Source organism: Clostridia bacterium, from assembly GCA_017410375.1.
Taxonomy (GTDB): domain Bacteria; phylum Bacillota; class Clostridia; order RGIG6154; family RGIG6154; genus RGIG6154.
Genome location: JAFQQW010000056.1, coordinates 15,079 through 40,118 on the forward strand (window position 1 = coordinate 15,079; position 25,040 = coordinate 40,118).

The following is a 25,040-nucleotide window of genomic DNA, read 5'->3' on the forward strand; positions in this document are numbered from 1 at the left end:
AAAACTCCTTTTTCTTATTTAATCCAGCTTTCGTCAGACGGATTGTTTCTGAATGCGATAAGACGGGAAATGTCTTCTTCCTTAATATAACCCTCTTTTGCTGCAACCTCACAGATCGCATCAAAATTCGTAAGGCTTACATTCTTAAGTTCTTTTTCGGCAAGTCTGTCAAGCCCCTTCTGCATCCCATAAGTAAAGATGCTTACAATACCCAAAACTTCGGCGCCGGCTTCACGAAGAACATCTGCTACTTCAATTACAGAACCGCCTGTGGAAATCAGGTCTTCTACAATTACAACCTTCTGACCTTTTTCAAGCTTACCCTCAATCTGGTTGTTTCTGCCATGGTCTTTTGCACCGCCACGAACATAACCCATAGGAAGACCCAAAATTTCAGCCGCAATTGCCGCATGTGCGATACCTGCGGTAGATGTACCCATAATCACTTCGCAATCGGGATATTCTGCCTTAATTGTGTTTGCGATAGCAGTTTCCACAATGGTACGAACCTTAGGTGCTGTTAAAATTAAGCGGTTATCACAATAAATCGGACTTTTAATGCCGCTTGCCCAGGTAAAGGGATTTTCGGGGCGTAAAAACACGGCTTCAATTTCCAATAAGCATTTTGCAATCTGATTTTTCATAATTAATATCTTCCTTTCTGTTAAATAAAATCCTTTGCACATCTTTGGTATGCAGCAACCACATCGTCAGCCTGGGTAATGGGTCTGCCCACCACAATAAAGTCGGAGCCAATTTCCTTTGCTTTTGCAGGGGTGGTTACACGAACCTGGTCAGCAACTTCCCCATCCGCAAAACGAACTCCCGGGGTAACGGTCAAGAAATCTTTACCGCAAACCGCTTTAACCTTGCCTGCTTCCAAAGGTGAGCAAACAACGCCGTCAAGACCTGCATCCTTTGCATTCTTAGCGTAATGCATAACAACTTCGTCAATAGGTTTGTTAATTAAAAGCTCTTCATGCATCACTTCATCCGAGGTAGATGTAAGCTGCGTTACAGCAATCAAAAGCGGTCTTGTTCCGTCTTCGCGAGTCAAACCTTCGATTGCTGCTTTCATCATAGCCTTTGTGCCTGCTGCATGCAGATTCACCATATCAACATCTAAGTTTCTTAAAACAGACATCGCCTTTTTAACGGTATTCGGGATGTCGTGCAGTTTCAAATCCAGAAAAATTTTGTGACCGCGACTTTTGATTTCTTTGATGATCGCGGGACCTTCTGCATAATAAAGCTCCATACCTACTTTGCAATACAATGTTTCACCGTCGAACTTGTCTAAAAAGTTTACCAAGTCCTGCCTGGAATTAAAATCACAAGCGATAATTACATCTCTGTTCATTTGTTTGCACCTCCGATAATTTCTGTTAAACTGTTTATACCATATTTTACCATAGTTTCAGGTAAATTTTCAACTATTTTTTTAGATGCGAAAGGATCTACTAAATTTGCCGCACCGACCTGCACAGCAGTTGCCCCAGCAAGCATCATTTCGAGCACATCCTCTGCTGTAGATACACCGCCCATGCCGACAATCGGAATTTTTACGGCATTTGCAACCTGGTTAACCATACGAACTGCCACCGGGAAGATTGCAGGACCGGAAAAACCGCCCATTCGATTGGCAATAACCGGCTTTTTGGTTTTTAAATCGATTCGCATACCCAAAAGTGTATTAATTAAACTGATACCATCTGCGCCTGCATCCTCACAAGCTTTAGCAATAGCACAGATATCTGTTACATTGGGACTGAGTTTTATGATAATCGGTTTGGTTGTAACCGCTTTAACGGCTTTGGTAACCTCTGCAGCCGCTTCAGGGCTTGTTCCAAAGCTCATGCCGCCGCCGTGTACATTCGGACAACTGACGTTCACTTCAATCCAGCCCACCTGGTCACATTTGTCGATTTTTTCGCACGTATAAACATATTCATCCACCGAAAAACCGCTTACGTTTGCCATAACTTTTTTATTAAAGCATTTTTTAAGCTTCGGCAACTCTTCCGATATAACTTTTTCTACGCCGGGATTTTGCAAACCAACGGCATTAATCATGCCGGAGGTGCATTCTGCAATTCTGGGAAGCGGATTTCCAAATCTCGTTTCCTTGGTGGTGCCTTTAAAAGAAAAAGAACCTAAAATATTGATATCATAAAGTTCTGCAAATTCGTAGCCGAATCCAAATGTTCCGCTGGCAGGGATTACAGGGTTATCAAGCTCAATGCCGCAAAGATTTACTTTTGTGTTTACCATATAATCTCCTCCTTTTCTAAAATAGGACCATCTTTACAGATGCGTTTGTTTCCGTATTTGGTTTTACAGCTACAACCCATACATGCACCAAAGCCACAACCCATTCTTTCTTCAAAGCTAAGCTCTCCGCTTGTGGAGGTTGTGTTATAAACCGCTTTCAACATCGGTTCAGGACCACAGGTGAAGAAATAATCATAATCGGAAAGAGTTTCTATCACGTTGGTTACAAAGCCCTTTGTGCCAATACTGCCGTCTGCTGTCGCAATCAATGTATTTGCGCCGATTGCTTTAAATTCTTCTGCATAAAACACATCCCCTACTGTGTTAAAGCCAAGAACAGCAGTTACGTTTTTTCCTTCCGCAATCAGTTTTTTTGCTAAGTTAAACATAGGCGGAACACCAACGCCACCGCCGATTACAAGTGCATTTTTTTCACACTTTTCAGTATGGAAACCGTTGCCGAGACCAACTAAAACATCCAAAACTTCACCACTTGACATTTCAGACATCTGTTCTGTGCCATGTCCTACCACTTTATAGATAATGGTAATGGTTTCAGCATCATAATCACAAATGGAAATGGGACGGCGCAGATACAAGCCATCAAGCTTGATATTGATAAACTGGCCGGGATTGGTAATGCCGGAGGTATCACCTTTTAAAACCATCTTATAAACATCGTTTGCAATTTTAACATTTTTTAAGATTTCGTACATACCTTGTGTCATACTAAATCTTTCTCCTCTCTCTTGTTGTCATTCTGCCACACAATGTTGCCATCACAGATTGTAAGCAGACATTTTCCGTAAACCGTATCCCCTTTAAAAGGTGTGCTTCTGCCCATAGACTGAAATGTTTCGGGATTAACGGTATATTTTTCGTTTAAATTAAAAACAGTTAAGTTGGCTTTTTCGCCCACTTCAAGCCCGGTTTGAATACCAAACCGTTCATTCGGGTTAAGGTGCATCAGCTGTACTAACTTTTCCATTGTAATGATACCCGTTTTAACAAGATGGGTATAAAGCTCGGCAAAAGCAGTCTCCAAACCTACAACACCCATGGCGCTTTTCTCTAAACCCTTTCCTTTTTCCTCGGCAGAGTGCGGTGCGTGGTCGGTAGCAATCATGTCGATTGTGCCATCCTGAACACCTTGAATCAGTGCTTCTCTGTCAGTCTTATCCCGGAGAGGCGGATTCATTTTGAATCTCCCGTCCTCCTGCAAACAACTGTCATCCAAAATCAGATAGTGCGGACCAGTTTCACAAGTAATATTTACACCCTCTGCTTTCGCTTTTCGGATTATTTCGACACTTTCTTTTGTGGAAATGTGGCAAACGTGATAAGGACAGCCTGTTTCTTTCACAAGCTCAATGTCACGGGCAATCTGTTTCCACTCGCTTTCAGAGCAGATACCCTTGTGGTTGTGGGCTTCAGCATACTTGCCTTTATGGATATAACCATCTTCTAAAAGGTCGTTTACTTCACAATGTGCAACAATCATTTTGTTTAAGGATTTAGCTTTCAGCATTGCAGACTTCATCATTTCATCGCTTTGCACACCTCTGCCATCATCTGAAAAAGCAATCACATTATCTTTCATACCATCCATATCGGAAAGTTCTTCGCCTTTTTGGTCTTTTGTTATGCTTCCGTACGGATATACATGAACACAAGCGTCTTTTTCAATTAAGTCCAACTGTTCTTTTAATGTATCCGGAGTGCTGGGTACCGGATTTAAATTCGGCATGGAGCAAACCGCGGTATAACCACCTGCAGCTGCAGCTTTCGTTCCGGACTTAATTGTTTCTTTATATGAAAAGCCCGGTTCTCTTAGATGCACATGTACATCTGTAAAACCGGGTAATATCAAACAATCCGAAAAATCAAAAACAGTCATATCTTCTGTTTTCGCGGTCGCTAAAGAAACGTCCGAAACAATGCCGTCAACAATCAGGATATTTTTCTGTTCAACGGTTTTTCCGTCACAAACATTTGCACCTGACAAGAGAATTTTCATCGTTTCTTTGCCTCCTTTTTACATTTTATTTATTCTATCATACTTTATATAAGTTTGTCAAGATTATACAGCAAAATCCTGCCGTAAAAACGACAGGATTTTAAGATTACTCTATTCCGTTCCACTCGTCTGTCCAGGTGATGGTCATGGTTTTGTTTTCTTCATCGTATGTGATAGGCAAAATGCTGTAACCGGAGGTTTTTAAATCCTCAGGATGCCAATGGTCAAACATAATATAATCTTTACCTTTAACCGAGAAAATATAGGTGCTCTGACCGTAGTAGGTCTGGCGATAGTTGGGTCCTTCGCATGGGTTATCGATAAGCTTCCATTGTCCTAAAAGATGTTCACATCTGGAAAATAGAGCGCTGTTCGGAAGCCAGCCTGTACATCCTGAGGTTACCATATAATACATGCCATTGTGATAAACGACAGCAGGTGCTTCACGGGTCTGATCCTTCATTACAGAAACATAAAGACCTGCAAGATCGGTATATTCATCATTTAAAAGCGCGATATCCAACGTTTTGTTCCAATCTGCAGAATGCACCAGATACGCCTTACCATCTATATCTTTAAAAACAGTCATATCACGACAATCCTGGCGATTTGGTTGTTTGGCTTCGATGAATTTGAAAGGTCCCGTCGGACCGTCCGAAACCGCAATGCCGGCTGCTGCAAAAGTATAATCTGCAGAATCAATATGTGCCCACATCACAAATTTCTTTGTCTTTTCGTTATAAATCACCTTAGGTCGTTCGAAAACCTTAGATGTATGCACGGGACTTTCAGGATTTTCTTTATCCGTTTCAAAGGCAAGACCTTCGTTTTTCCAGTTCACAAGGTCTTTTGAGGAATAACACCCCATGCCAAGGGCAGGTGTTTGCCATTTTCCGGGCATGTTATCCACACCTTTAAATTCACCGTACCAATAAAAAACACCGTTGTATTCTATAATACAGCCACCATGCGCCTGAATGTCGTTGCCATCTGTATCTTTCCAGATTTGTCCGTTTTTCATCGTTCTGCACTCCGTTTCTTTTTTCTTTAAGTATACCATTATTTTAATATTTCGTCAAGGGATTGCTTTCGCCAAATCGTGATAAAGCATTCGCCGAAAAATGCTTGACAAAGCTTAGTTTTCCTGCTTTAATAAATTATAAAGATATAATTTCGGATAAATAAAATATAAAATTTTGAGCATTGAAAGTGTTTCATAAAGAGAGTATAATAGAAATAAACAAAAGGAGGTTGGGTATGCGAAGTAAGCATTTTGTGTTTTGTTTTATTTTGATACTGCTGTTGATAGTTGGTATCACTTGTCTTGCCGACGTGCCGAGTTCTGATTATCAATTGATGTTCCGGGACGATTTTAACGGCACGGAGCTTGATACAGATTTGTGGTCAATTCGTGGCGGCACACCGTATGGCGGCAAGAATTTAGCCGAAAACGTGCGCATTGCAAACGGTAAGCTATACTTGGATTACAAAAAACTGGACGGATATTATACAGGTGGTGGTATTTTAACCAACATGCCACTTCCTTACGGCTATTACGAAACCAAAGCAAAGGTGTTTTCCGGTGTTAACGGGTTTCACTCATCCTTCTGGCTTTCGGGCGGTGATTCATTCATCACAAAGCCCACTTATTATCCGGACGGAAACACAATTATTGAAATTGACGGTTTTGAAATCGATTCGAATGAATGGGTAACACAAGCACCCAACCCCTATTTTAACACGCACTACTGGTGGGGCGTGCATTCTTCAACAGGTGGTGGTGCATATAACATTGAATCTGACGGAAACAAAGCAACCTTAGACGAATTCACTATGGGTATTGAATGGCTTCCCGGTAAGGCTATTTTTTACGCCAACGGCGTTGAAGTGGGCAGAAACGAAAATATAACGGTTTACGGCCCCTCTTATTTATGGCTGACCGGTGTCGCGACACCCGAATGGCAATCCTCCATCAGCGATTACAAGAAGGATGAAAATGGTTATTTTGGAAGCTCTACATACGAATATGCGTTTTATGCACAGAAAAAATTAAAGGGTGTTAACCTTTTGGGTAACGGTCATTTTGAATTAAACCGATCGGCAACAAAATCAGCGCCCAAAGCTTTTGACAGCATCAATGCAAAGATTGTTGCCAACTACAATGCGCACAACGGTTTTTGCTACATGCAATTAAATGAAGGCGGCAAAGCCGAGCAACAGCTCCCTTATCTGGTGACAGGCATATACGGTTTTGAGGGTTATTTCCGTGCACAGGCAGAGACGATTGCAAAGGTTATTGTTAAAAATAAAGCAGGAACTGTTTTAAAATCTGCAACCATCCCGGTTACGAGCGAATGGAAAAAGCTTTCTATTCCGGATATTTCAATTACTGATTCAGCGTTTATTTCTATTGAATGTACCAAAGGCTTACTGGTTGCAGACGATTTGAGCTTCTTCTGCCAGGAAGGTGATGCCAGCTACACAAGCTATAAAGATACCGATTACGAAAGTTATGATATTTATAACAAGTCCTACGGTACCATCTATGCCGCAGACACAACCGTAAGAAGCGGCACATGGAGCACCTCAAATCTAAACAGCACTGCTAATCTTTGGATGCAGGTTTACGGTGACGACGACACGCTTACACCGCATTACAAAGACGTTTATGCTACCTGGAGCATTCCTGTTGAAGCGGACGGTACATACACCATTGAGCTTTACAACATGCAATACATGAATAACGTGTTGACGCAGGACTATGAAATTGCAATTGACGGCACGGTTGTGGACACCGTAACAGTAGACAGCTACAGTGCAACACCAAGCTACAACTGGATAATTTTAAAGAATATCGAAGCAGAAGCCGGGCAAACTGTGACGGTTAAAACGACTCCGTGCGCGCCTGTAAACGATGCGGTTTGTTCCCGTATTAGTCCCCTACGTTTTGCAAAACAAAGTGAAACAATCCTCGGCAATACGGTTGTTGCACAGATAGGTATGCCGAATCTTCTGGACTTTTCCACGCCGAAATTGTTTGATGTAAGTGATTTATCTGTTGTTCCATATATGGAAAACCAAACGGTTTATCTACCGAGAGATGCTGTAGAAAATGCTTTAGGTGTTAAGCTTGCAGGCAGCACTGCATTTGTTGCAGAATCAAACATCGAGGACAATACCGACTACGTCGTGGATGTAAAGGATAGCTTGATTTTCATTCAGAAAGATGGATATTCATTAAATAACGAAAATATATATACAGTTTTGGATTTTATGCATAACAAAACAAGAGATCCGTTAACACATGGGTATTCTACTTCAGATTTTGTGGGTACGGGCGCTGTACAGGGCGAAGAAGTACATAAATCCGACGAAGCAAATCTTACGGGCAATTGGCTTTCTTCGAGTCTTGGCTACAACAGTAGCAGCAAATATACAAACGCCACAGAAGATGTTGTAAGCTGGTCTGTTTCGCCCAAAACGACAAGACGGTATTCGATTCAATTTTACTCTGTTGTGCACAACGGAAGCTCCAACGGCACGCCATCTACCAAAAACGCAGAGCTTCTGTTACATGTTCCGGGAAAAGGCTCATACATCTATTCTTTCGACCAATGTGACGGCTCAATGGGCTGGTATGACTTGGGACATATGGATTTAAATGCTGATGACACAGTATATATGTACTTATCCAACGGCGCCGCAAAAGGAACACTTCGTGCAAGTGCTGTCCGTTTTGTTCCCTCTGATACAGATGCCAAGCTTGTAGGTGACTTTGATGAAGCCATCGAAGAACGCTATAAATTTACACAAGCGACAACCACCGGAAACTGGTTAGATTCCGGCATAGGCACAGCCTCCTATTATGGAAGCGGAAATGCATCTGCAAGATGGAAAATGGCACCTGCAAAAGGACAGAAATACAGTGTGCAGATATATATTCCCACCACAACGAGCAACAACAATACAACCACAAAAGCAGATGTTGCTCTTTCCGTAGACGGCAAGCCTTATCATTACACAGTTAATGAATGTATGGATACGAACACGCACACAGGTTGGTACGATTTAGGGCTGTTTGATTTAAAGGCGGATTCTGTTGTAGAGCTTTTTATAAATGAGCAAACCAATGGTTTTTTGCGTGCAGCAGACGCCCGGCTTGTTCCCTATCCAAATAAACCATATGCAACAAAAAACGGTACAACGGTCACCCTTTATTCCGGTACAATAAGTCGCTATAAAGATTCTTTTCTTTTTGCCGAATATGACAGTACCGGAAAAATGGTTCACGCTTATCCGCTTCCGTCATTACCAAAACAAAGTATAACTCTAAAAAACGCAAGCAACACCTTTAAATGCTTTTTCTGGCAAGCAAACAATACGTTTCATCCGATTACCGAAGTAGCTGAATAACTAAAAAAACACTCCTTAGTTTTTCTAAGGAGTGTATTTGATATTTAAAACGAAAGAGGTTCACAAAGCGGATGGAATATGGGCGTTTGTAAAACTTTTACGCCCCATATATAAATCTTTTGGTTTTTCTTCGCCTGACCTACATAAGGCTCTAAAATCGTTACGACTTTTTCATCGCTTGCGGAAATGTCTGTCACTTTCCCGTTTGTATCATAAGATACGGTCATAATTTTAACAACAGAAACCCCTTCAGAACGAATAATATAGCGATTATTTGATGCTTTCACTGCAAACGCACCGTCACCCAGCCTTGCGTTACCTAAATAAAGCTTCGCGGCATCGTAATCGGAAACACCTGCGCCTGCACCACCCACTTTATATGGATTCAAATAGGTAGTTCCATTCTTTTCAACGGTGTATCCCTCTACCTTATAGGAACTCCAGGGAATTTCTTTCGTTCTGAAAATGGGATTTCCGTTTGAATCGGTCTGATCCGAATAAAAAATATCCACACTCTCATAGACAACCTTTGAGTTTTTCAAATCCAGATTAGCAGAAACATTTGTTGTCCAATTGTCTCCGGTTGGTGTCAGAACACCGAATAATTTCGCATTATTTAATTTCGCGTAATCGCCGTCAGAAACATATGGTGTTAAGAAAGAAGCAGAAAGTGTGTACTTACCAAAACCATTGGTTGCTTTTTCTATTTTGAGCAAAGACGAAGTGTTACTTGAAATCGGTACAGGTTTAAATGTAGATATACCGGGACGTATGGTGGTGATAACGTCCCCATCTCTTACGGGGGTCTGATCAAGATTATAGCACGGTACACCATTAACAAGCACTGCTACATTTTCCATTTCGCCGCCAAGCTTTAATGTCGATGGATCATAAGCTCCGCCTTTATATGTCAAAACAAGGTTACTGAGGCGATATGAATTGATTTCAGAGTTAAGTTCCATCCCCTCCGGAGGCAAAAGATTCAAAACTGTAGTCGTTTCCCGCATTTCATTGCTCATAACAATGCTGTCAATCGGAATAACAGTTCCTTCTGTTTTGTGCACAAGTTCGCCTGTTACATAAAGACCGTTCAGACTATTTTCATAGATATCAAATTCGAACGCGTTTTGATTTACTACGGCACGAATACTGTCTCCGTATGTTCCGATATTGTTAACGGGTGCCGCAACGGATTTAAAGTCATCCGGCACATCAGCAATACCGTATCTGAAATCAAGCGGTTTGGCAAGAGCCAAAGCATCAAATACAGTTGCATATGAAATAGCATCACCAAGCTCATCGTGTGTAGATACATTGTTATATCCTTCAAGACCACTATTATAACCTAAAATTCTGGCGTGATTGGGTTTAACCGTAAGTTTTTCGCCGTTGACAGATACATTTACAGGCTCGCTTGTCAGTTGAGTCGTGGTTGCATTCTGCATTGCATTTAACTCTGTTTGACTTTTTGGAACATTCAAATGATGCCAGCTGCTATCTGCAAGAGTATCCATTGGGTTTTGTCCGTTCGGATATGCAGGAACGAGCGCAACAGCAGCCAATCGGTCATACGCACCCAGCTGATTTTGACGCAGAACAAAAGGAACACCTGAGCGAAGTTCTATCGTGTCACTCCCCTTGCTCCAGTAAAAGCACATGTTCGGATTAGACGTATCGACACCGTTCCGCGTGGTAAAATTAATTTTGGTATCATTGATTGTTACAGAGGATTCGCGTCCACCGGGACTTGATTCCATGTTGATTCTTAGTCCGTAAACGTAATACTTTCCTGTTTTTAAAGGTGTGAACACACCAAAATTACCGTGAGCATTGTAATACAAATCTAACTTTGAAACAGTTCTTAAAGCACCGGGCTGTACATCATTTAATGTAAGGTTTGCGAGTGCCACAAAGGTTGTGCCTTTTGGAAAACCGTATTCCCAATTGTCGGTATTTGCTTCCTCGGATTCGCTGATTGGTTTAAGGGTTCCGTTGCCTAATGTCTTGGTTTTCCCTGCAGTATCAGTAACCTTAACAGAGAAGTCGAAGGTTTTTGCGGTCGCAGGCACCTTTACAATGGTTTCGTAAGGATATTCACTGATTGTTTTGGAGTAAGTTTTACCTCCATATGTATAGGTGAAGGTTGCTTTTTGTGTAGTGTCTGTCGTTTGTGAAGTATACATATATGCATAGTAATTATCGTCATTGAATTGAATCAGATACGCCTTTCCGTCCGTAAATTCAGCAACGGTCTGCCCTGTATAAGAAGAAGGTGTATATTCTTTAACATAAGAGGGCTTTTTCACATCCGGATGCAACACAACCGTTTGAATACCTCTGCCGGGAATTGTTAACGAAAACTTACCGTTGGAAATCTGAACACTGGATTTCTTACCATCTGCATCGTAAAGTGCTGCTGTTTCAGTGAAAGATGACGCATTAGGCACTTTATTCCCAAGCGCAACGGTTGTTGTCAGCGCTTTTTGACTTTCATTTACAAAAGCAACTGCAAGCACACCGTCTTTTTTGGCAGGCAAATAGTCCACCTCGACAGAATCAGGCTGTACAATTCCACGGTCAAGCCAAAGCCACATATCATTCTCATCGTAAACTTTGCCGGCTGCTATACCGTACTGATTGGTATTAAAATACGCATATCCCGAGTTTACAACAGAAGGAAATTCAATATTTTCGTTGGAACGGTACCAGATATTATTTATCAAAAAGTCCTCAAGTAAAGCCAGGAATACAGGAATATGATGCCAGTAAATCAAATTATAATCGGGGCCGACATAGGGATAATCCGCTTGTTTATCATGTAATAAATAACGCTCGCTATAATACCCTGCATAATTTGCATAGCGTCCGATCATCGCATTTCTTGCCTGAGCCAGAAAGAAATCATCACCGGTATATTTTGCAACACGAAGCATTGTTCCTGCCCACATATTCATGTTGATAGCGTTGCCGTTTCCGGGCGTCATTCTATGTTCGGTGCCAAGACCTGTACGCGCAGGAATCCAACCGGGCGCATATTCTTTTTCTAGTTTACTTTCGGATTCGCTTGCTTTTTTGAACACGCCGTAATCGTTACCGATTCTCCATTGCACACCATTGGTATGCCAAAACCAGTCCGCATCATCATTCGCCAATGGAATTGATGCTGTTTTTTCAGGTCCTACAGTATAGTTTGTATCTGCATAACCATTCTGATATCCGGTCGTCCAGACAGAGGTCATGATGTATTTTGCGACCTCGTTTGCACCGTTCAAATATTTGATATCGCCCGTTTGTTCATATGCCAGAGTAAGTGCGTTTAATGCAGGAACCGTACTTTCGTACACAAATCCACCAATAGGGGTGAATTTTTTCTGTTCTAAGAGCTGTAAATAGCTATCTGCAACATTGGTAGTATATTTCGTGTAGCTGTTTACACCGAGCATATCGTTCATAGCAGGTCCGTAGCTTGCTCCGCTGATGCTTCCGCTTGACGCATTTGTTGCATGTTCTAACATAAAAGGCATTCTGCCCTGCGACATGCGATACAAGCCAACAAAGGTACCGCGGCTGAAAAAGGTAGCCGGCTTCTTAAGCACAGTCGGGGCATTGTTTCCGGTATAATTATTGTATTTGGAAGATCTTGTGGAATGAGAAGAATTACGCGTCAATTGAAATGCAATAAGCGGAATTGCTCTTTTATCCAGAATTTCTTCGTTTTCGGTCAGCATATACCGTTGCATAATTTCAATGTTATTTGCGTTCGAAACAACACCTTCTGCTTCCATATTCGCAAAGCCCATATCCTTTTCGATAAAACCGCTGTACACATCATCCATTATAAGATCGGTTACGTTATAAATCGCATCATTTAACGATGCATAGTAATTCGTACGGATATCTTTACAGTTAAAAATATCGCGAGCTACATGCACATAGTTTTCATACCAATCACAATCATTAAAAAGCAATCTATAGGAAAAATTAAAGCTTCCGTTCAAATCAAATTTGCATTGTTTTGTGGTAAATACAGGTGCAACAAGCTGAGCCCGGGCATTTCCTGTCGGTGAACGGAACATAACACCAAAATCCAAATCCCCGGGACGTGCTACATACTGACGGACAGATGTTGGATCTACTGCAATACCTTTTGTAAACGCTTCCGCAGTTCCTTCGTTAAAGGTAAACGTTGCCATGGGTGTAAACATCATATATTCTTCCAGAACAACGTCATCTGCAGGGATGTAGTCTTCTACATAATTCATAGGTGCGGTTACGCGGTGGAATGAAGTATCAGAAAAATCATCACCATTAAAATAAACGAAGGAATAACAGCCTGCAGTTTTCATATTCGCAGAAAATTTCACTTTAGGTTCTTCTGTTAATGTATCAAACGAAAATGTTAAAGTGCCTTTTACGTTTGCTGATTCCACATCCAAAACAACACTGTTTCCGCTTTTTGTCATATTAAACGGAATCAACCACTCCGGACACCCCATTTCATAATAATTGGATTCATTCACCAGGGTTATTTCACCATTAAAACCCTGCAATTTTTGCTCTTTGGAAAAAGTGTTGGGCGCAGAGGTCAGTCCGTCCGTAGGCGGACAACCGTCAGCCGTTACAGAGGATGTAGCACGAAGAGCCAATACACCCAATTCCTCTCGTCTTCCCTTTACAACTTCCCACGCCCCATTGCGTTTAATAAAAATTTCGTTCTGCACTACACTGCCTTTATCGCCGGTACCCTTATAAAAAACAATTTTAAATTTATCGTTTTCTATAGTTTGAGTAGCAGTTGCAGCAATCTCTTTTTTCGCCCAACCGGGAAAATTGGAAGGGATAATCGAATACGTTTCAGTCGGTCTAACCATATAGGTTGAAAACTCACCGACATCATTACTGGGAACATAATCGGGATTGTTGGTCAAAAGAACACCTTCACACCGGGCATAAGCAGTAGAACTTTTTATCAGAATTTCATGCTCGCCCACCGATAAGCTGAAAGTTCCGGCATTTTCCCATTTATATCCGTTTTCACCATGTTTTCCAAAATAAGAAGCCGCATATGTACCGTCAATACCTGCCTGAAAATAGCGGGTTCCCGGTCTGTCACCCGGGAAATCTTTTGCACGGACATACATGGTATATGTACCTGCTTTTTTTATGTTAAGTTTAGCCTTTGCAACCTGTTTCGCTTCGGTTGAACGAATTGCGGTAGAGCCATCTGCTTTCCAACCGCCAAGTGTGTAAAAGTTTGGCGTGGTGATATAATGCGTATAAAGTGAATAGGACTGTTTGTCGGTAATATACATGGTTTTGTCCGTGGAATTGTATACCGCATTACAATTCAAAACCGCAGAAAGCACCTGACGTTCCCCATAGAGTACACCTTTGTAAACAATAGGAGTTGTCCCCAGATTCACCGCTTTCCCCTGCATATTGGCTATAGGATTTTCAGCACAGATGGTTGTTTTTGCCCCATCCTTTGAAAAAACCGAAAGCGTCTGTCCGTCCTCGTGCCATGTCACGGTTGCATTCAGCTTTTCAAAGCATTGTTTTAACGGAACATAGGCTTTCCCGTCAATCAGATATGCTCCGGGACTTAATGTTACTGTTTTCCCGTTCAAAACAACAGGAATTGCCGTTACAGTTGCAGCCGAGACCGATTCATAGACTGAACATGTACACAAGCAAATAAACAGCATAAAATATAAACATATAAATGCTTTGATTTTTTTCATATTGCACCCCTTAATATTTATCTAATTATATTATATCATTCCCAAATGCTCCCTTCTTCTGTTTTATTGATTTATTTTTTCAGTTATACTGATATAGTATTTCTTTAACAATTAACCGGTTTTGAGTCCTGCGCACGCGAGTTAGACATTGTTACATAAAAAAACCGCCTTAAAAGGCGGTTTTTCTTAAAATTCAAGAGGTTCACAAAGAGGCTTAAAGGTTGGCTCCTGTAACACCTTTGCTCCCCATATAAAGATTTTTTGATTTTCTTTCGCATGACCAATATAGGGTGCGTTTACAAACGCAAACAGGTCATCAGTCGAAGCAATACTTTCCACTTTACCGTTTTCGTCATACGATAAGGTTATAATTTTAAAAACAACAAACCCGTTAGTTGAAACAATGAAACGGTTGTTGGATGCCTTGGTTACAAAAACACCGCTGACAAAGTCTTGTCCGCCAAGGAAAAGAGATGACGAAGCATAGTCGGCTGCACCACCGCCTGCACCTCCAACCTTATAAGGATTTAAGTATACCTTTCCATCTTTTTCAACAAGGTAGTCCTCTGCGGTATAGTTGTTGTAAGCAACTTTGTCTGCCATGAAGTACGGATTCCCGTTCTCATCAGTACCATCCATCAGCGTCAGCTCTGCATTTTCAAAAACAACCACAGAATCCTGCAAATCAAGTTCCTCTGAAACATTTTTAGCCCAGTTTTCGCCAATGGGTTTCATAAGACCAAAAAGTCTTGTGCCGTTTAATGCAGAAAAATCTGATTTGTGTGGTAAAGCAGACAATGCATCTGCCGAAAGTAAATATATGCCGTTGCCGTTTTCTCCTTCGGTTATGCCTAACAAAGCAGAATTCTCTTCCGAAAGTCCGGGAAGCGGAATCGGTTTGAAGTTGGACATATTTGTTTTTACGATTTTAATAACATCACCGTTTTTGATGGGCATCCGGTCGGGATCATAGCACGGAACACCGTTAAGAAGAACAGTGATGCTACCAAAGCCTTCACCCGGAGTATATTTATTTATGTCGAAACTTTCAAATCCGCTGTACGAAATCACAAGATTTGTCAGCGTATAACTGTTTACGGAACTCAAAACAAACCCTTCTGGCGGTTCAACATTCAAAACCGTTCCTGTGGTTCGAAGTTCATTACTCATAACAAGCCCATCCAATTTAACAGTTGTTCCGTCTGTTTTGTGAACCAAATCACCCGTAACACGCAAGCCTGTTAAGCTGTTTTCATATACATCAAACGGAAAATATGTGAGTGAAACAGATACGCGGACGGATGACCCATATGTTCCGATGCTGTTTTTGGCAGGCGACATACTTGTAAAGGTTTCCGGCACATCCGGCGAACCATAATATGTGTCAGACATAGGTGCAACCGCAAGCGCATCAAACACTGTAGCATAGCTTATGGCATCTCCTGCCGCATTATACAAAGAAGCCATGCCCCGACCTGTAACACCGCTGTTTATCCCTTTAATACGAGCATTACCCGCCTTAACACTCAATACTTCTCCGTTAACGGTTACAGAATATGTATTATTGTCACCAATCTTGCCTGCAGAAGCTTTTTCCCATTGGTTTAAGCTTTCCTGATTTTCAGGAATATTCTGACTTTTCCAAAACGGATTCGGAATGCATAGCATGGGATTGGTTCCATCCGAAAGCGCAGGCACAAGTGCAACACCCGCAAGGCGGTCGTAATCTCCGAGTTTATTCTGTCTGAGAACAAACGGAACGCCCGCCTCCAGCTCTACCGCATCGGTACCAAGACACCAGAAGAAACTGAAATTAGGAATAGAAGAATCTGCACCTTCATTTGTCGTAAAATCCACACGCATATCATTAATGTTTATCGAAGACTGTCGGTTCCCACCAGTCGTGGAGTTATAGGAGCGCAGACCGTAAACATAATATTTGCCTGACTTTTTTGGTGTAAAGAAACCAAAATTGCCCTGTCCGTTCTGGTATACGGTAAAACCGGCAACAGATGCCTGCGACCCGGGCTGCACCTCATTTTTTGTAAGGTTACCTACAGATATGAACATGGTATCTTTCGGGAAGCCGTTCACCCACTCTACATCATCCAAAACATTTGACGCAGATAAAGACTTTAAGCTACCTCCGCCAAGGCTGTCGGTCGTGCCATCCTGCTCACTTGTTTTAACTGAAAACTCAAATTCTGTTGCTGTAGCTGGAACCTTAACTATTGTTTCAAAAGGGTATTCGTTTACAGTTTTTGAATAGGTTTTTCCGTTATATTGATAAGTAAAGGTTGCGCTCTTTGTTGTATCTTTCATACGGTTGGTGTACATGTATGCATAGAAATTCTCGTCATTAAACTGCAACAGATATGCTTTGCCGTCCGTAAACGTCTGAACCGTTTCACCCAAATAGCTGAGCGGTTCATATTCCCGAACATATCCGGGCTTTTTAACATCCGGATGTAACACCACAGACAAAATACCTCTTGCAGGAATTGTAAGTGTGAATTTGCCGTTTGTAATCTGAACAGTAGATTTATTTCCGTCTGCATCATAAAGTGTAGCTTTTTCGCTGTAAGAAGATGCGTTCGGGATTTTTTCGCCTAATGTAATGGTGGTGGTAAGCGCATCACTGCCCTCGTTTACAAATGCAACGCCTAGCACACCGTCTTTTTTGGCAGGCAAATAGTCTACCTCGACAGAATCAGGCTGTACAATTCCACGATCCAACCACAACCACATGTCTTCTTCATCATAAAATTTACCAGAATCAAAGCCATATTGATTGGAGTCAAAGTACGCGTATCCCGACTGGAGCACAGACGGAAATTCGATATTTGCATTAGAACGGTACCAGATGTTGTTGATCAAAAAGTCCTCCAGCATACCTAAAAAGACGGGAATATGATGCCAGTAAATCAAATTGTAGTCAGGCCCGTCGTAAGGGTAATTTGCTTTTTTGTCATGCAAAAGATACCGTTCGCTGTAATAACCGGAATAGTTCGCATAGCGACCAATCATGGCATTTCTGGCTTGAGTTAAGAAAAATTCGTCGCCTGTGTATTTAGCAAGACGCATCATAGTGCCTGCCCACATATTCATATGAATTGCATTGGCATTCGCCGGAGTCATTCTGTGTTCTGTACCAAGACCTGCTCTTGCAGGAACCCATCCGGGCGCTGTTTCTTTGGTAATCTTATTTTTTGCTTCGCTTGCTTTTGTAACCACTCCGAAATCATTACCGATTCGCCATTGCACACCATCTTCATAGTAGAACCATTCTGCTGCATCGTTCGCAAGACGAAGGGCTGAGGTGGATTCGGGATCAACCGTGTAATCGGTGGTTGCATAATCGTTCTGATAACCGGTTGTCCAGGTGGTAGTCATAATGTATTGCGCTACTTTTTCCGCCCCGTCCAGATATTTTTGTTCACCCGTTTCTTCATAAGCTGAAACGAGTACATTTAAAGCAGGAACCGTATTTGAATAAACAAAGCCACCCACAGGTGCAAAGCTGTTGTTTTTGAGCTGATTTAAATAATTATCTGCCACAGATGTTACTTTAGAATCGAATGTATCCGTTTTCAGCAAGTCGTTCATGGCTGTTCCGTACGAAGATGCGCTGATACCTCCACCTGACGCCGCTGATGCTGCATGTTGCAACATAAAAGGCATTCTACCCTGAGACATTCTGTAGAAACCGATATAGGAGCCACCGCTAAAACCTTTGCCGGGGCCTTTTAAAGGTGTTGGAACGTTAATTCCTGTGTAGCTGTTATATTTTGAAGTTCTTGTAAAATGTGTACCACTTCTTGAAAGCATAAACGCAATAAGCGGAATCGCACGTTTGTCTAAAATTTCTTCATTTTCGGTAAGCATGTAGCGTTGCATCACTTCAAGATTGTTAGATATGGTTGCTACACCGCTTGCCTCCATGTTGGCAAACGCCATATCCTTTTCAATAAAACCGCTGTACACATCGTCCATAATAAGGTCTGTGGTGTTATAGATTGCGTCATTCAGAGACGAGAAATAATTTGTACGTAAGTCTACGCAGTTAAAGATATCCTGTGCTACATGTACATAGTTTTCATACCAGTCTGCATCGTTAAACAGCAATCGATACGAGAAGCTGTACACTTCATCCGCATCAAATTTACACTGTTCTGTGGTAAACACAGGCGCAACAAGCTGCGCGCGTGCATTGCCGGTCGGAGTACGGAACATAACACCGTAATCCAGATCCCCGGGACGCGCTACATACTGACGCACACAGGATGGATCTACCGCAATACCTTTTGTAAACGCCTGACTTGTCCCCTCATTAAAGGTGAAGGTTGCCATGGGTGTAAACATCATATATTCCTCAAGAACAATATCGTCAGCAGGAATATAGTTTTGCGTATAGTTAAAAGGAGCTGTTACACGGTCAAAATCTGTATCGGAAAATTCGTCGCCGTTGAAATAGATAAATGAGTAACAGCCTGCTGTTTTGGTTCTGATTTTAAAGGTTACTTTGGGTTCTTCGGTTAAACTGTCAAAGAAAAATGTCATAGAACCGGACAAATTCTCAGAATTAAGTGTCAGCTTGACATTACTGCCGTTTTTCACCATATCAGACGGGATAAGCCACTCAGGACGGCCCATTTCATAATAGCTTTTTTCGTTATAAATTGTAACAGCACCGTCAAAGCCCTCAAGAGTCTGCTCTGCGGTGGTAACAGACGGAAACCCGCTTAAACTTTCAACCGGCGGACAGCCTTGTGCAACGGTTGTAGACAAGGCGCGAAGCGCGAGAACACCAAGTTCTTCGTTTCTGCCCTTGACCGCTACCCACGCCCCATCACGTTTCATGAAAATTTCATTCTGTACAAGAGCGCCTTTATCCCCTTCGCCTTTGTAAAACACAATTTTAAATTTATCGTTTGAAATGGTCTCTGTTGCAGTTTCACTGATATCTTTAGTTGCCCAGCGCGGAAAATTGGCAGGAATCAGAGAGTTTTGCGCAGAAGTTCTTTGTGAATATCTCGAATACTCGTTAAAATCATCGGTCGGAACATAAGTGGTATCATTTGTTAAGATAATGCCCTGACAACGGGCAAAAGCCGTATTGCTGTAAAGCATAATTTCGTGTTCGCCGGCATCCAACGAAAATGAGCCGGCACTTTCCCACTTGTACCCGTCCGCACCGTGTTTTCCAAAAACATTCGAGGAATATGTACCGTCAACTGCCATTTTAAAATGTCTGGTTCCGGGTCTGTCATACTTAAAATCTTTTGAGAGCACATATACAGTGTAAGTAGATGCCTTTTCTGTTTTAAATTTCGCCTTCGCCGTTTGCCTTGAATCGGTGGAACGCAAAGCATTGGTACCCTCGAAAATCCAACCGCCACAATCATAAAAATTAGAAGCACCAACATAAACAATATGCTTGCTGTAATCCTGTGTATCATTAATGCTGATGACACCGGTAGAAAAATTGTATGTCGTCGTACAGCTCAGTACAGTAGAAAGAATATTCAACTGTCCATATAAAGTGTCGTTCAACATAACAGGCTTAGACGGAAGGAGTGTTGCTGTGCCGTGTATATTGGCAGTTAAACACTCCGCCGATAGTGTTGTTTTTATACCATCTTTGGAGTAAACGGACAGCGTTTCATTTTCAGCATGCCAGGTAACAGTTGCATTTAATAATTCAAAAATTTGTTTTAGAGGCACCAACACCTCCCCTGTTTCAGACAATACCGGAGATGGTGAAACAGATATTTGTTTACCGTTGAATTCCACCCTCATCGACAATGCCGAAGTTTCCGCTGAAAAAAATGTTGGAAGCATCACAAACAGCATCAATGCTGCCAAAAGTAAGGCTGTGATTTTTATTTTCATATTCTCCTCCTCGAAATCCTATCTTTCGGTCAAAAACAAAATCTATAACATTATTATACACAAAACAAACATGTTTGTAAATATTTTTTTATTTCTTGCTCCATACTTTTATTCTACAGTTTTACGCTTAACCGAAAAAAGAAAAAATTTGACATAATAGCATTTTTGTGCTATATTAAATTAAGAAAGGAGGAAACGTATATGATTCAGAGAGAGCTTTTAAAAGCAAATGCAAAAGAAAGCATCAAAGGCAATATCGGTACGATATTCGGAATGACTATTATTGTTTCGCTCATCTCCGCGGTCCTCAATTTTATTCCGACTATTGGTTCAGTTGCTAACACATTTTTTGTGTCACCTGCATTCAATCTCGCATTTGTGGCAATCTACTTAAAAATCGCTCGTGGCGGAAAAGTTGTTTTTAGCGAACTATTTGACGGTTTCGCCTATTTCTGGGGTGCTTTCAAGATTTACTTCTTAGTAGGATTATTCACACTTTTATGGTCGTTACTCTTCATTGTTCCGGGTATCATCAAAGCATACTCCTACTCAATGGCAATGTACATTTATTCTGAAAATCGCAATATGGGCGCGCTTGAGGCAATCAACAAATCCAAAGAAATCATGGAAGGTCATAAAATGGATTTGTTTATTTTAGAATTGTCCTTTGCAGGTTGGTTTTTGTTAGGTGTAATCACTTTCGGTATTGCTTTAATTTATTTTATTCCGTATGCTGAAACAACGTTTGCAAACTTCTACCTTGCAATTTCAGGTCAGCCTATGGAAAATGCGACAGTAATTGATGCAGATTTAGTGTGAAATGTAAAAAACAGAAAACGAGGATTTTAGTAGAATCTTCGTTTTTTTGTGCAACAAAAAGACCGCCTGATAGCGGTCTTTTTGCTTGTAAGAACCATATGATTTTACTGCCACATCAAATTTTGCTTGATTTCAAGCGGTTTTCAAGGTTTTACCCTTATCAATTCCAAAGGCAGAATAAATCTCTTTTACAAGATTTATTCTACCATAAAACAATATTTTTTACAAGGCCTTTTTGAAAAAAATCTTGTAAAAAGACCTGCCGTTATTCCGGCAGGTCAACCTCATAAGGTATGTCGCCGATGAACCATATGGTCATCTTTTTCTTTGACACAACCTCGTATCTTTCGATGATGCTTCGAATGAGAGGTGTATCAATCTCGCTCACCTTATCTTCCATACCATCAATGGCTTTGAAGATAAGCTTCAGCTTAGATGACTCGGTTGATTTCATCTTTCTCTCCATCTCATATTCCTTATTCTCTTGACGCAGTCTTTGCGATTCCATCTTTACTTCCAGACATATTCTGTCAAGCTCGTCCGTTGATATTTCACCGTTAGCATTTTGGTATATAGCCTCGCGCATTCTGTCGCTCATTAGATTAAGCTTTTCCATATTGGCACTTATCTTTGGCTGTTCGGTATCCCCGAGTAGAGAGGCGATTGAGCTTTTTAATATGTCCTTTACTCTTTTTCTGCTTGTATATATCGTATTGATGGCTTCGAGCGTAACCTCATTCATATAGTTATTGTTGATGGAAGGAGAATTCTGACAGCAATCTTGTCCGTTCTGAATTCTGTTTAGGCGCCGCCATACATATTTCTTATCACCGCTACGGGTTTTCCATTCTGTTCGTCTGTACTTGGCACCGCATTCGCCACAGAATATTAAGTCGTTGTATGGAAACTTGCCGCTGTATTTTCCATAGCTTTGTTTTTTATCAAACTTTTTGATACATCCACGTCGGCTAATTTCCTCTTGCACACTGTCGAACAGGTCACGTTCTACGATTGGCGGATGATGGTCTCTGATATAATACTGCGGAGCTTGACCTGTGTTCTTTACCTTTTTCTTTGAGATTGGATCAAGAGTTACTGTCTTTGAGGTCAGGACATCACCTGCATACTTTTCATTCTTAAGTATTCTTTCCACTGAGCCGGGCGACCATCTTTCTTTACCTCTTGGAGATGGGATTTCTCTTTCGGCAAGTGCATTGACAATTTGTTCTATGCTCATACCTTTTATGAAGCAGTCGAAGATGAATCTGACATTGATTGCTTTACCGATTTCTACTGATATGTTTCTTTCTGCATCCTGACTGAAGCCGTATACGCCGTTAAAGTTATAGCAACACTTGCCCTCACGGTATCTGTAGCTTCTGCCCATCTTTATGTTTTCACTCATTGACTCACTTTCAGCCTGAGCAAATATGGTATGCAGTGCAATGAACATCTCGGTTGTATAGTTAAGTGTGTTGATGCCTTCTTTTTCGAATAGCACCCCGACTCCCAAATCCTTAAGTTCTCTGATGCATTGTAAGCTTTCGGCTGTATTTCTTCCGAATCTTGATACGGATTTTGTTACTACGAGGTCTAACTTACCCTTTCTGCAATCGTTCATCATTCTCTGAAATTCAGGTCGGTTATATATAGAGGTTCCGCTGATGCCTTCATCGCCGTATATATCTACATATTTCCAACCTGCCGTTTCTTTAATCATTTTGGTATAGTGTTCAACCTGAGTCTCAAAGCTTTTTGTCTGTTGCTCTGCCTCGGTGCTGACTCTTGCATAGGCACCGACATTCAGCACTCGCTTTGCACCATGCCCGAAATATGATTTTGTTGCAGGTATTTCGATTACATTTGCCATTCTTAATTCACACTCCTTGTTATTAATTTTCCATTAGTAAGCAGTATAGAAAGCTCTTCCTGACCGCCTACATAGAATTTTGATATAATTTTCTGCATAAGCGGAAGATGAGGCTCTGTAAGTATCCCATACTTGCAAAGCTCTTTTTTTATCCTTTCGGTAACTGCACTCATATCTGTTTTGATACTGTTTCGGAATTTGATTTTTGCAAGCTCGTATATGTCTGCAAGCACTTCATCCTTATCATATTCCGTCAGCATTTTTATGTAGATATCGTTTGCCATATCGTCTGTCAGCTCATCATCGGGAATTGCGGTTATAACGGGTTCGTCTGCAAGGCTTAAATCGTCTGCAATTTTGTTAAGCAATTCCGTTATGAGATTTACAAGTCGATTCTCTTTAACGGATTTTGCTGGGCATACGGAATTGGTACATTTATATGCCACAGACCTATTCTCGCCATAGCATTGATTCTGCCTTTTTATCGGTGAACTGCATATCGGGCACTCCGAATGAGTCCGCAGGAAGTTATCAAGCTCTGCTTTTTCGGGCGGTTTATTTACGACTTTTGAAAGCCTTGTTTTGTTCGCCTTGTTATAGAGCTTTTCTTCTATGATTTGCGGATAACCGTTTCTGCCGATATATTTATTGTTTTCAATTATCCGTTTTACCATATTTTTATTCCATTTGTCAGAATCAATGTTGTATCTGATTCCGCTTAAGGTAAATCTTTCGGCAATCTGACTGTATGATTTTCCTGCCGCATACAGTGTAAAGGCCGCCTTTACAAGTTCTGCCTCAGTTTCTTCAACACAAAGTTTGCCGTCAGCTATTTTGTAGCCGAATGCAAGGTAACGGTTTGCCATTTATAACACCTCCTTTTTGCTAACCTCAAGCCCCATTCCGTTTATTAGGATAAAGGTTATTATTTCATTATCTGCTTCAATTCTGCTTACAAGATTTTTGAAACTCTCAGCATCGAATTTGCCTATTGCACAAGCCGATTCCATTTCTCTTATGATTTTTCTTGTCTTTGAGATAATGTCATCATATCGGTTGTTGTGCAGTATGGTATTTTTCTTTTTGCGAAGGTCCATTGTCTGTTTATCAAAGCGGTTAAGCTCCTGAATATAGAAAGCAGGCTCTATCAGCTCCTGACTCTTTAGTCTTCGGAGCGATAAAACCTGCTCTGTATTCTGTGCTATTTGCATGTTGATATCAGCAATTCTATCTTGCTCTGCCTTGTTTATCTTCATAGCCTCTACCTGTGTTAAGAACGGGAGAAGGATATGCTCATAATTTGCTTTCAGCTTGTTATACATTTGAACAAATGCCTTTTTAAGCATTTCTTCGCTTACAGGCATTGCCTGACATTTGTCTGTACCTTTATCGTGAGTTCTGCATACCCATGTGTCTGTACCGTTTTTATGTCGGTAAGTTGAACCGCAGTGCCTGCAATGTATTTTCTTTGCGAAGATACTTGCACTTTCGCGGCTTTCCTTGGCATGCTTTTCACGCCTTGTCTGCATAAGCTCGGCAGCTTTGTCAAAGTCTTCCGCACTTACTATGGGAATATTGGCATTCTCTGCATAATACATCGGCAATTCGCCTGTGTTCTTCTTTTTCTTATACGGAAATCCTGTTTTAAAGGATTTCTGGAACAGGGCACCGCCTTTGTATCTTGGGTTATTTATGATATAGCTGACACTTTGCGGTGTCCAATGCACCTTGCCGTACTTATTGGGAATTTTATCTCGCATAAGTCCATCGGCAATTTTGCTTGTACCGCTTCCTGACAGGTATTCGGCAAATATTCGTTTGATAACCTCGGCTTGTTCTTCGTTAACCTCGAATTCAGTGCCGTTTAATGTATAACCGATTGGAGGGTTGCTTTGAACAAATGTACCCATCTTCATTCTCTGGCGGTTTGCCATTCTGCCGTTTTCAGCAGTAGAGATTGACTCCTGTTCTGCCATTGCTGCTTTTACAGATATCATTGTAAAGTCAGCAGGCTTTC

At 41.3% G+C, this 25,040-nt stretch carries 13 protein-coding genes; 2 read left to right on the plus strand and 11 right to left on the minus strand.

All coding sequences use genetic code 11. The features are described 5' to 3' along the window. Nucleotides 1-14: 14 nt before the first annotated feature. The 6 genes from IJE10_08880 to IJE10_08905 all read right to left on the minus strand — a co-directional run bounded on the left by IJE10_08880 (nt 15) and on the right by IJE10_08905 (nt 5,309). Entirely contained in the window at nt 15-644 is a 630-nt protein-coding gene (locus IJE10_08880) for an orotate phosphoribosyltransferase (protein MBQ2968215.1), read from the minus strand. A 20-nt stretch (nt 645-664) separates the two neighbouring features. Continuing rightward, the gene (gene pyrF, locus IJE10_08885; GenBank protein MBQ2968216.1) at nt 665-1,360 is read right to left on the minus strand and encodes an orotidine-5'-phosphate decarboxylase; all 696 of its coding nucleotides are present in this window, start codon (nt 1,358-1,360) and stop codon (nt 665-667) included. After that, nucleotides 1,357-2,271 (minus strand): dihydroorotate dehydrogenase, encoded by a 915-nt coding sequence (locus tag IJE10_08890; protein MBQ2968217.1) that lies wholly within the window; start codon nt 2,269-2,271, stop codon nt 1,357-1,359. Before IJE10_08890 ends, pyrF begins: the two co-directional genes overlap by 4 nt. After that, nucleotides 2,265-2,999 carry a dihydroorotate dehydrogenase electron transfer subunit gene (locus tag IJE10_08895; GenBank protein MBQ2968218.1) on the minus strand — a complete coding sequence of 245 codons (735 nt, stop codon included), beginning with the start codon at nt 2,997-2,999 and terminating at the stop codon, nt 2,265-2,267. Before IJE10_08895 ends, IJE10_08890 begins: the two co-directional genes overlap by 7 nt. Next, a complete protein-coding gene (locus tag IJE10_08900; GenBank protein ID MBQ2968219.1) occupies nt 2,996-4,288 on the minus strand; it encodes a dihydroorotase in 1,293 nt (430 codons plus the stop codon). The genes IJE10_08895 and IJE10_08900 overlap by 4 nt, the downstream gene beginning before the upstream one ends. A 106-nt stretch (nt 4,289-4,394) precedes the next feature. Further along, nucleotides 4,395-5,309, minus strand: coding sequence for a family 43 glycosylhydrolase (locus IJE10_08905; protein MBQ2968220.1), 915 nt, complete (start codon nt 5,307-5,309; stop codon nt 4,395-4,397). A gap of 236 nt (nt 5,310-5,545) precedes the next feature. Between IJE10_08905 and IJE10_08910 the strand changes: the two genes are divergently transcribed. Further along, nucleotides 5,546-8,701: a glycoside hydrolase family 16 protein gene (locus IJE10_08910; GenBank protein ID MBQ2968221.1), complete on the plus strand. Its 3,156-nt coding sequence runs from the start codon at nt 5,546-5,548 to the stop codon at nt 8,699-8,701. A 44-nt stretch (nt 8,702-8,745) separates the two neighbouring features. On the opposite strand, the gene IJE10_08915 is transcribed toward IJE10_08910, so the two are convergent. Together IJE10_08915 and IJE10_08920 are read right to left on the minus strand one after the other, a co-directional pair. After that, entirely contained in the window at nt 8,746-14,442 is a 5,697-nt protein-coding gene (locus tag IJE10_08915; protein ID MBQ2968222.1) for a hypothetical protein, read from the minus strand. 186 nt (nt 14,443-14,628) lie between these two features. Then, entirely contained in the window at nt 14,629-20,334 is a 5,706-nt protein-coding gene (locus IJE10_08920; protein ID MBQ2968223.1) for a hypothetical protein, read from the minus strand. A 201-nt stretch (nt 20,335-20,535) separates the two neighbouring features. Here IJE10_08920 and IJE10_08925 point away from each other — a divergent pair, with 201 nt between their 5' ends. Continuing rightward, nucleotides 20,536-21,153 carry a DUF975 family protein gene (locus IJE10_08925; protein MBQ2968224.1) on the plus strand — a complete coding sequence of 206 codons (618 nt, stop codon included), beginning with the start codon at nt 20,536-20,538 and terminating at the stop codon, nt 21,151-21,153. A 265-nt stretch (nt 21,154-21,418) separates the two neighbouring features. Here IJE10_08925 and IJE10_08930 read toward each other — a convergent pair whose 3' ends face one another. The 3 genes from IJE10_08930 to IJE10_08940 all read right to left on the minus strand — a co-directional run. Next, complete coding sequence (locus IJE10_08930; GenBank protein ID MBQ2968225.1) at nt 21,419-23,023, minus strand: recombinase family protein; 1,605 nt, start codon at nt 23,021-23,023, stop codon at nt 21,419-21,421. A 2-nt stretch (nt 23,024-23,025) separates the two neighbouring features. Continuing rightward, complete coding sequence (locus tag IJE10_08935) at nt 23,026-23,889, minus strand: recombinase family protein (protein ID MBQ2968226.1); 864 nt, start codon at nt 23,887-23,889, stop codon at nt 23,026-23,028. Beyond that, nucleotides 23,890-25,040, minus strand: a 1,151-nt coding sequence (locus IJE10_08940; GenBank protein ID MBQ2968227.1) for a recombinase family protein, incomplete at its 5' end; no start/stop codon positions are given.

Bases quoted from the DNA above. Each gene is read 5' to 3' on its own strand.
- IJE10_08880 (MBQ2968215.1), bottom strand. From the start codon at position 644: ATGAAAAATCAGATTGCAAAATGCTTATTGGAAATTGAAGCCGTGTTT.
- pyrF (MBQ2968216.1), bottom strand. From the start codon at position 1,360: ATGAACAGAGATGTAATTATCGCTTGTGATTTTAATTCCAGGCAGGAC.
- IJE10_08890 (MBQ2968217.1), bottom strand. From the start codon at position 2,271: ATGGTAAACACAAAAGTAAATCTTTGCGGCATTGAGCTTGATAACCCT.
- IJE10_08895 (MBQ2968218.1), bottom strand. From the start codon at position 2,999: ATGACACAAGGTATGTACGAAATCTTAAAAAATGTTAAAATTGCAAAC.
- IJE10_08900 (MBQ2968219.1), bottom strand. From the start codon at position 4,288: ATGAAAATTCTCTTGTCAGGTGCAAATGTTTGTGACGGAAAAACCGTT.
- IJE10_08905 (MBQ2968220.1), bottom strand. From the start codon at position 5,309: ATGAAAAACGGACAAATCTGGAAAGATACAGATGGCAACGACATTCAG.
- IJE10_08910 (MBQ2968221.1), top strand. From the start codon at position 5,546: ATGCGAAGTAAGCATTTTGTGTTTTGTTTTATTTTGATACTGCTGTTG.
- IJE10_08915 (MBQ2968222.1), bottom strand. From the start codon at position 14,442: ATGAAAAAAATCAAAGCATTTATATGTTTATATTTTATGCTGTTTATT.
- IJE10_08920 (MBQ2968223.1), bottom strand. From the start codon at position 20,334: ATGAAAATAAAAATCACAGCCTTACTTTTGGCAGCATTGATGCTGTTT.
- IJE10_08925 (MBQ2968224.1), top strand. From the start codon at position 20,536: ATGATTCAGAGAGAGCTTTTAAAAGCAAATGCAAAAGAAAGCATCAAA.
- IJE10_08930 (MBQ2968225.1), bottom strand. From the start codon at position 23,023: ATGGCAAATGTAATCGAAATACCTGCAACAAAATCATATTTCGGGCAT.
- IJE10_08935 (MBQ2968226.1), bottom strand. From the start codon at position 23,889: ATGGCAAACCGTTACCTTGCATTCGGCTACAAAATAGCTGACGGCAAA.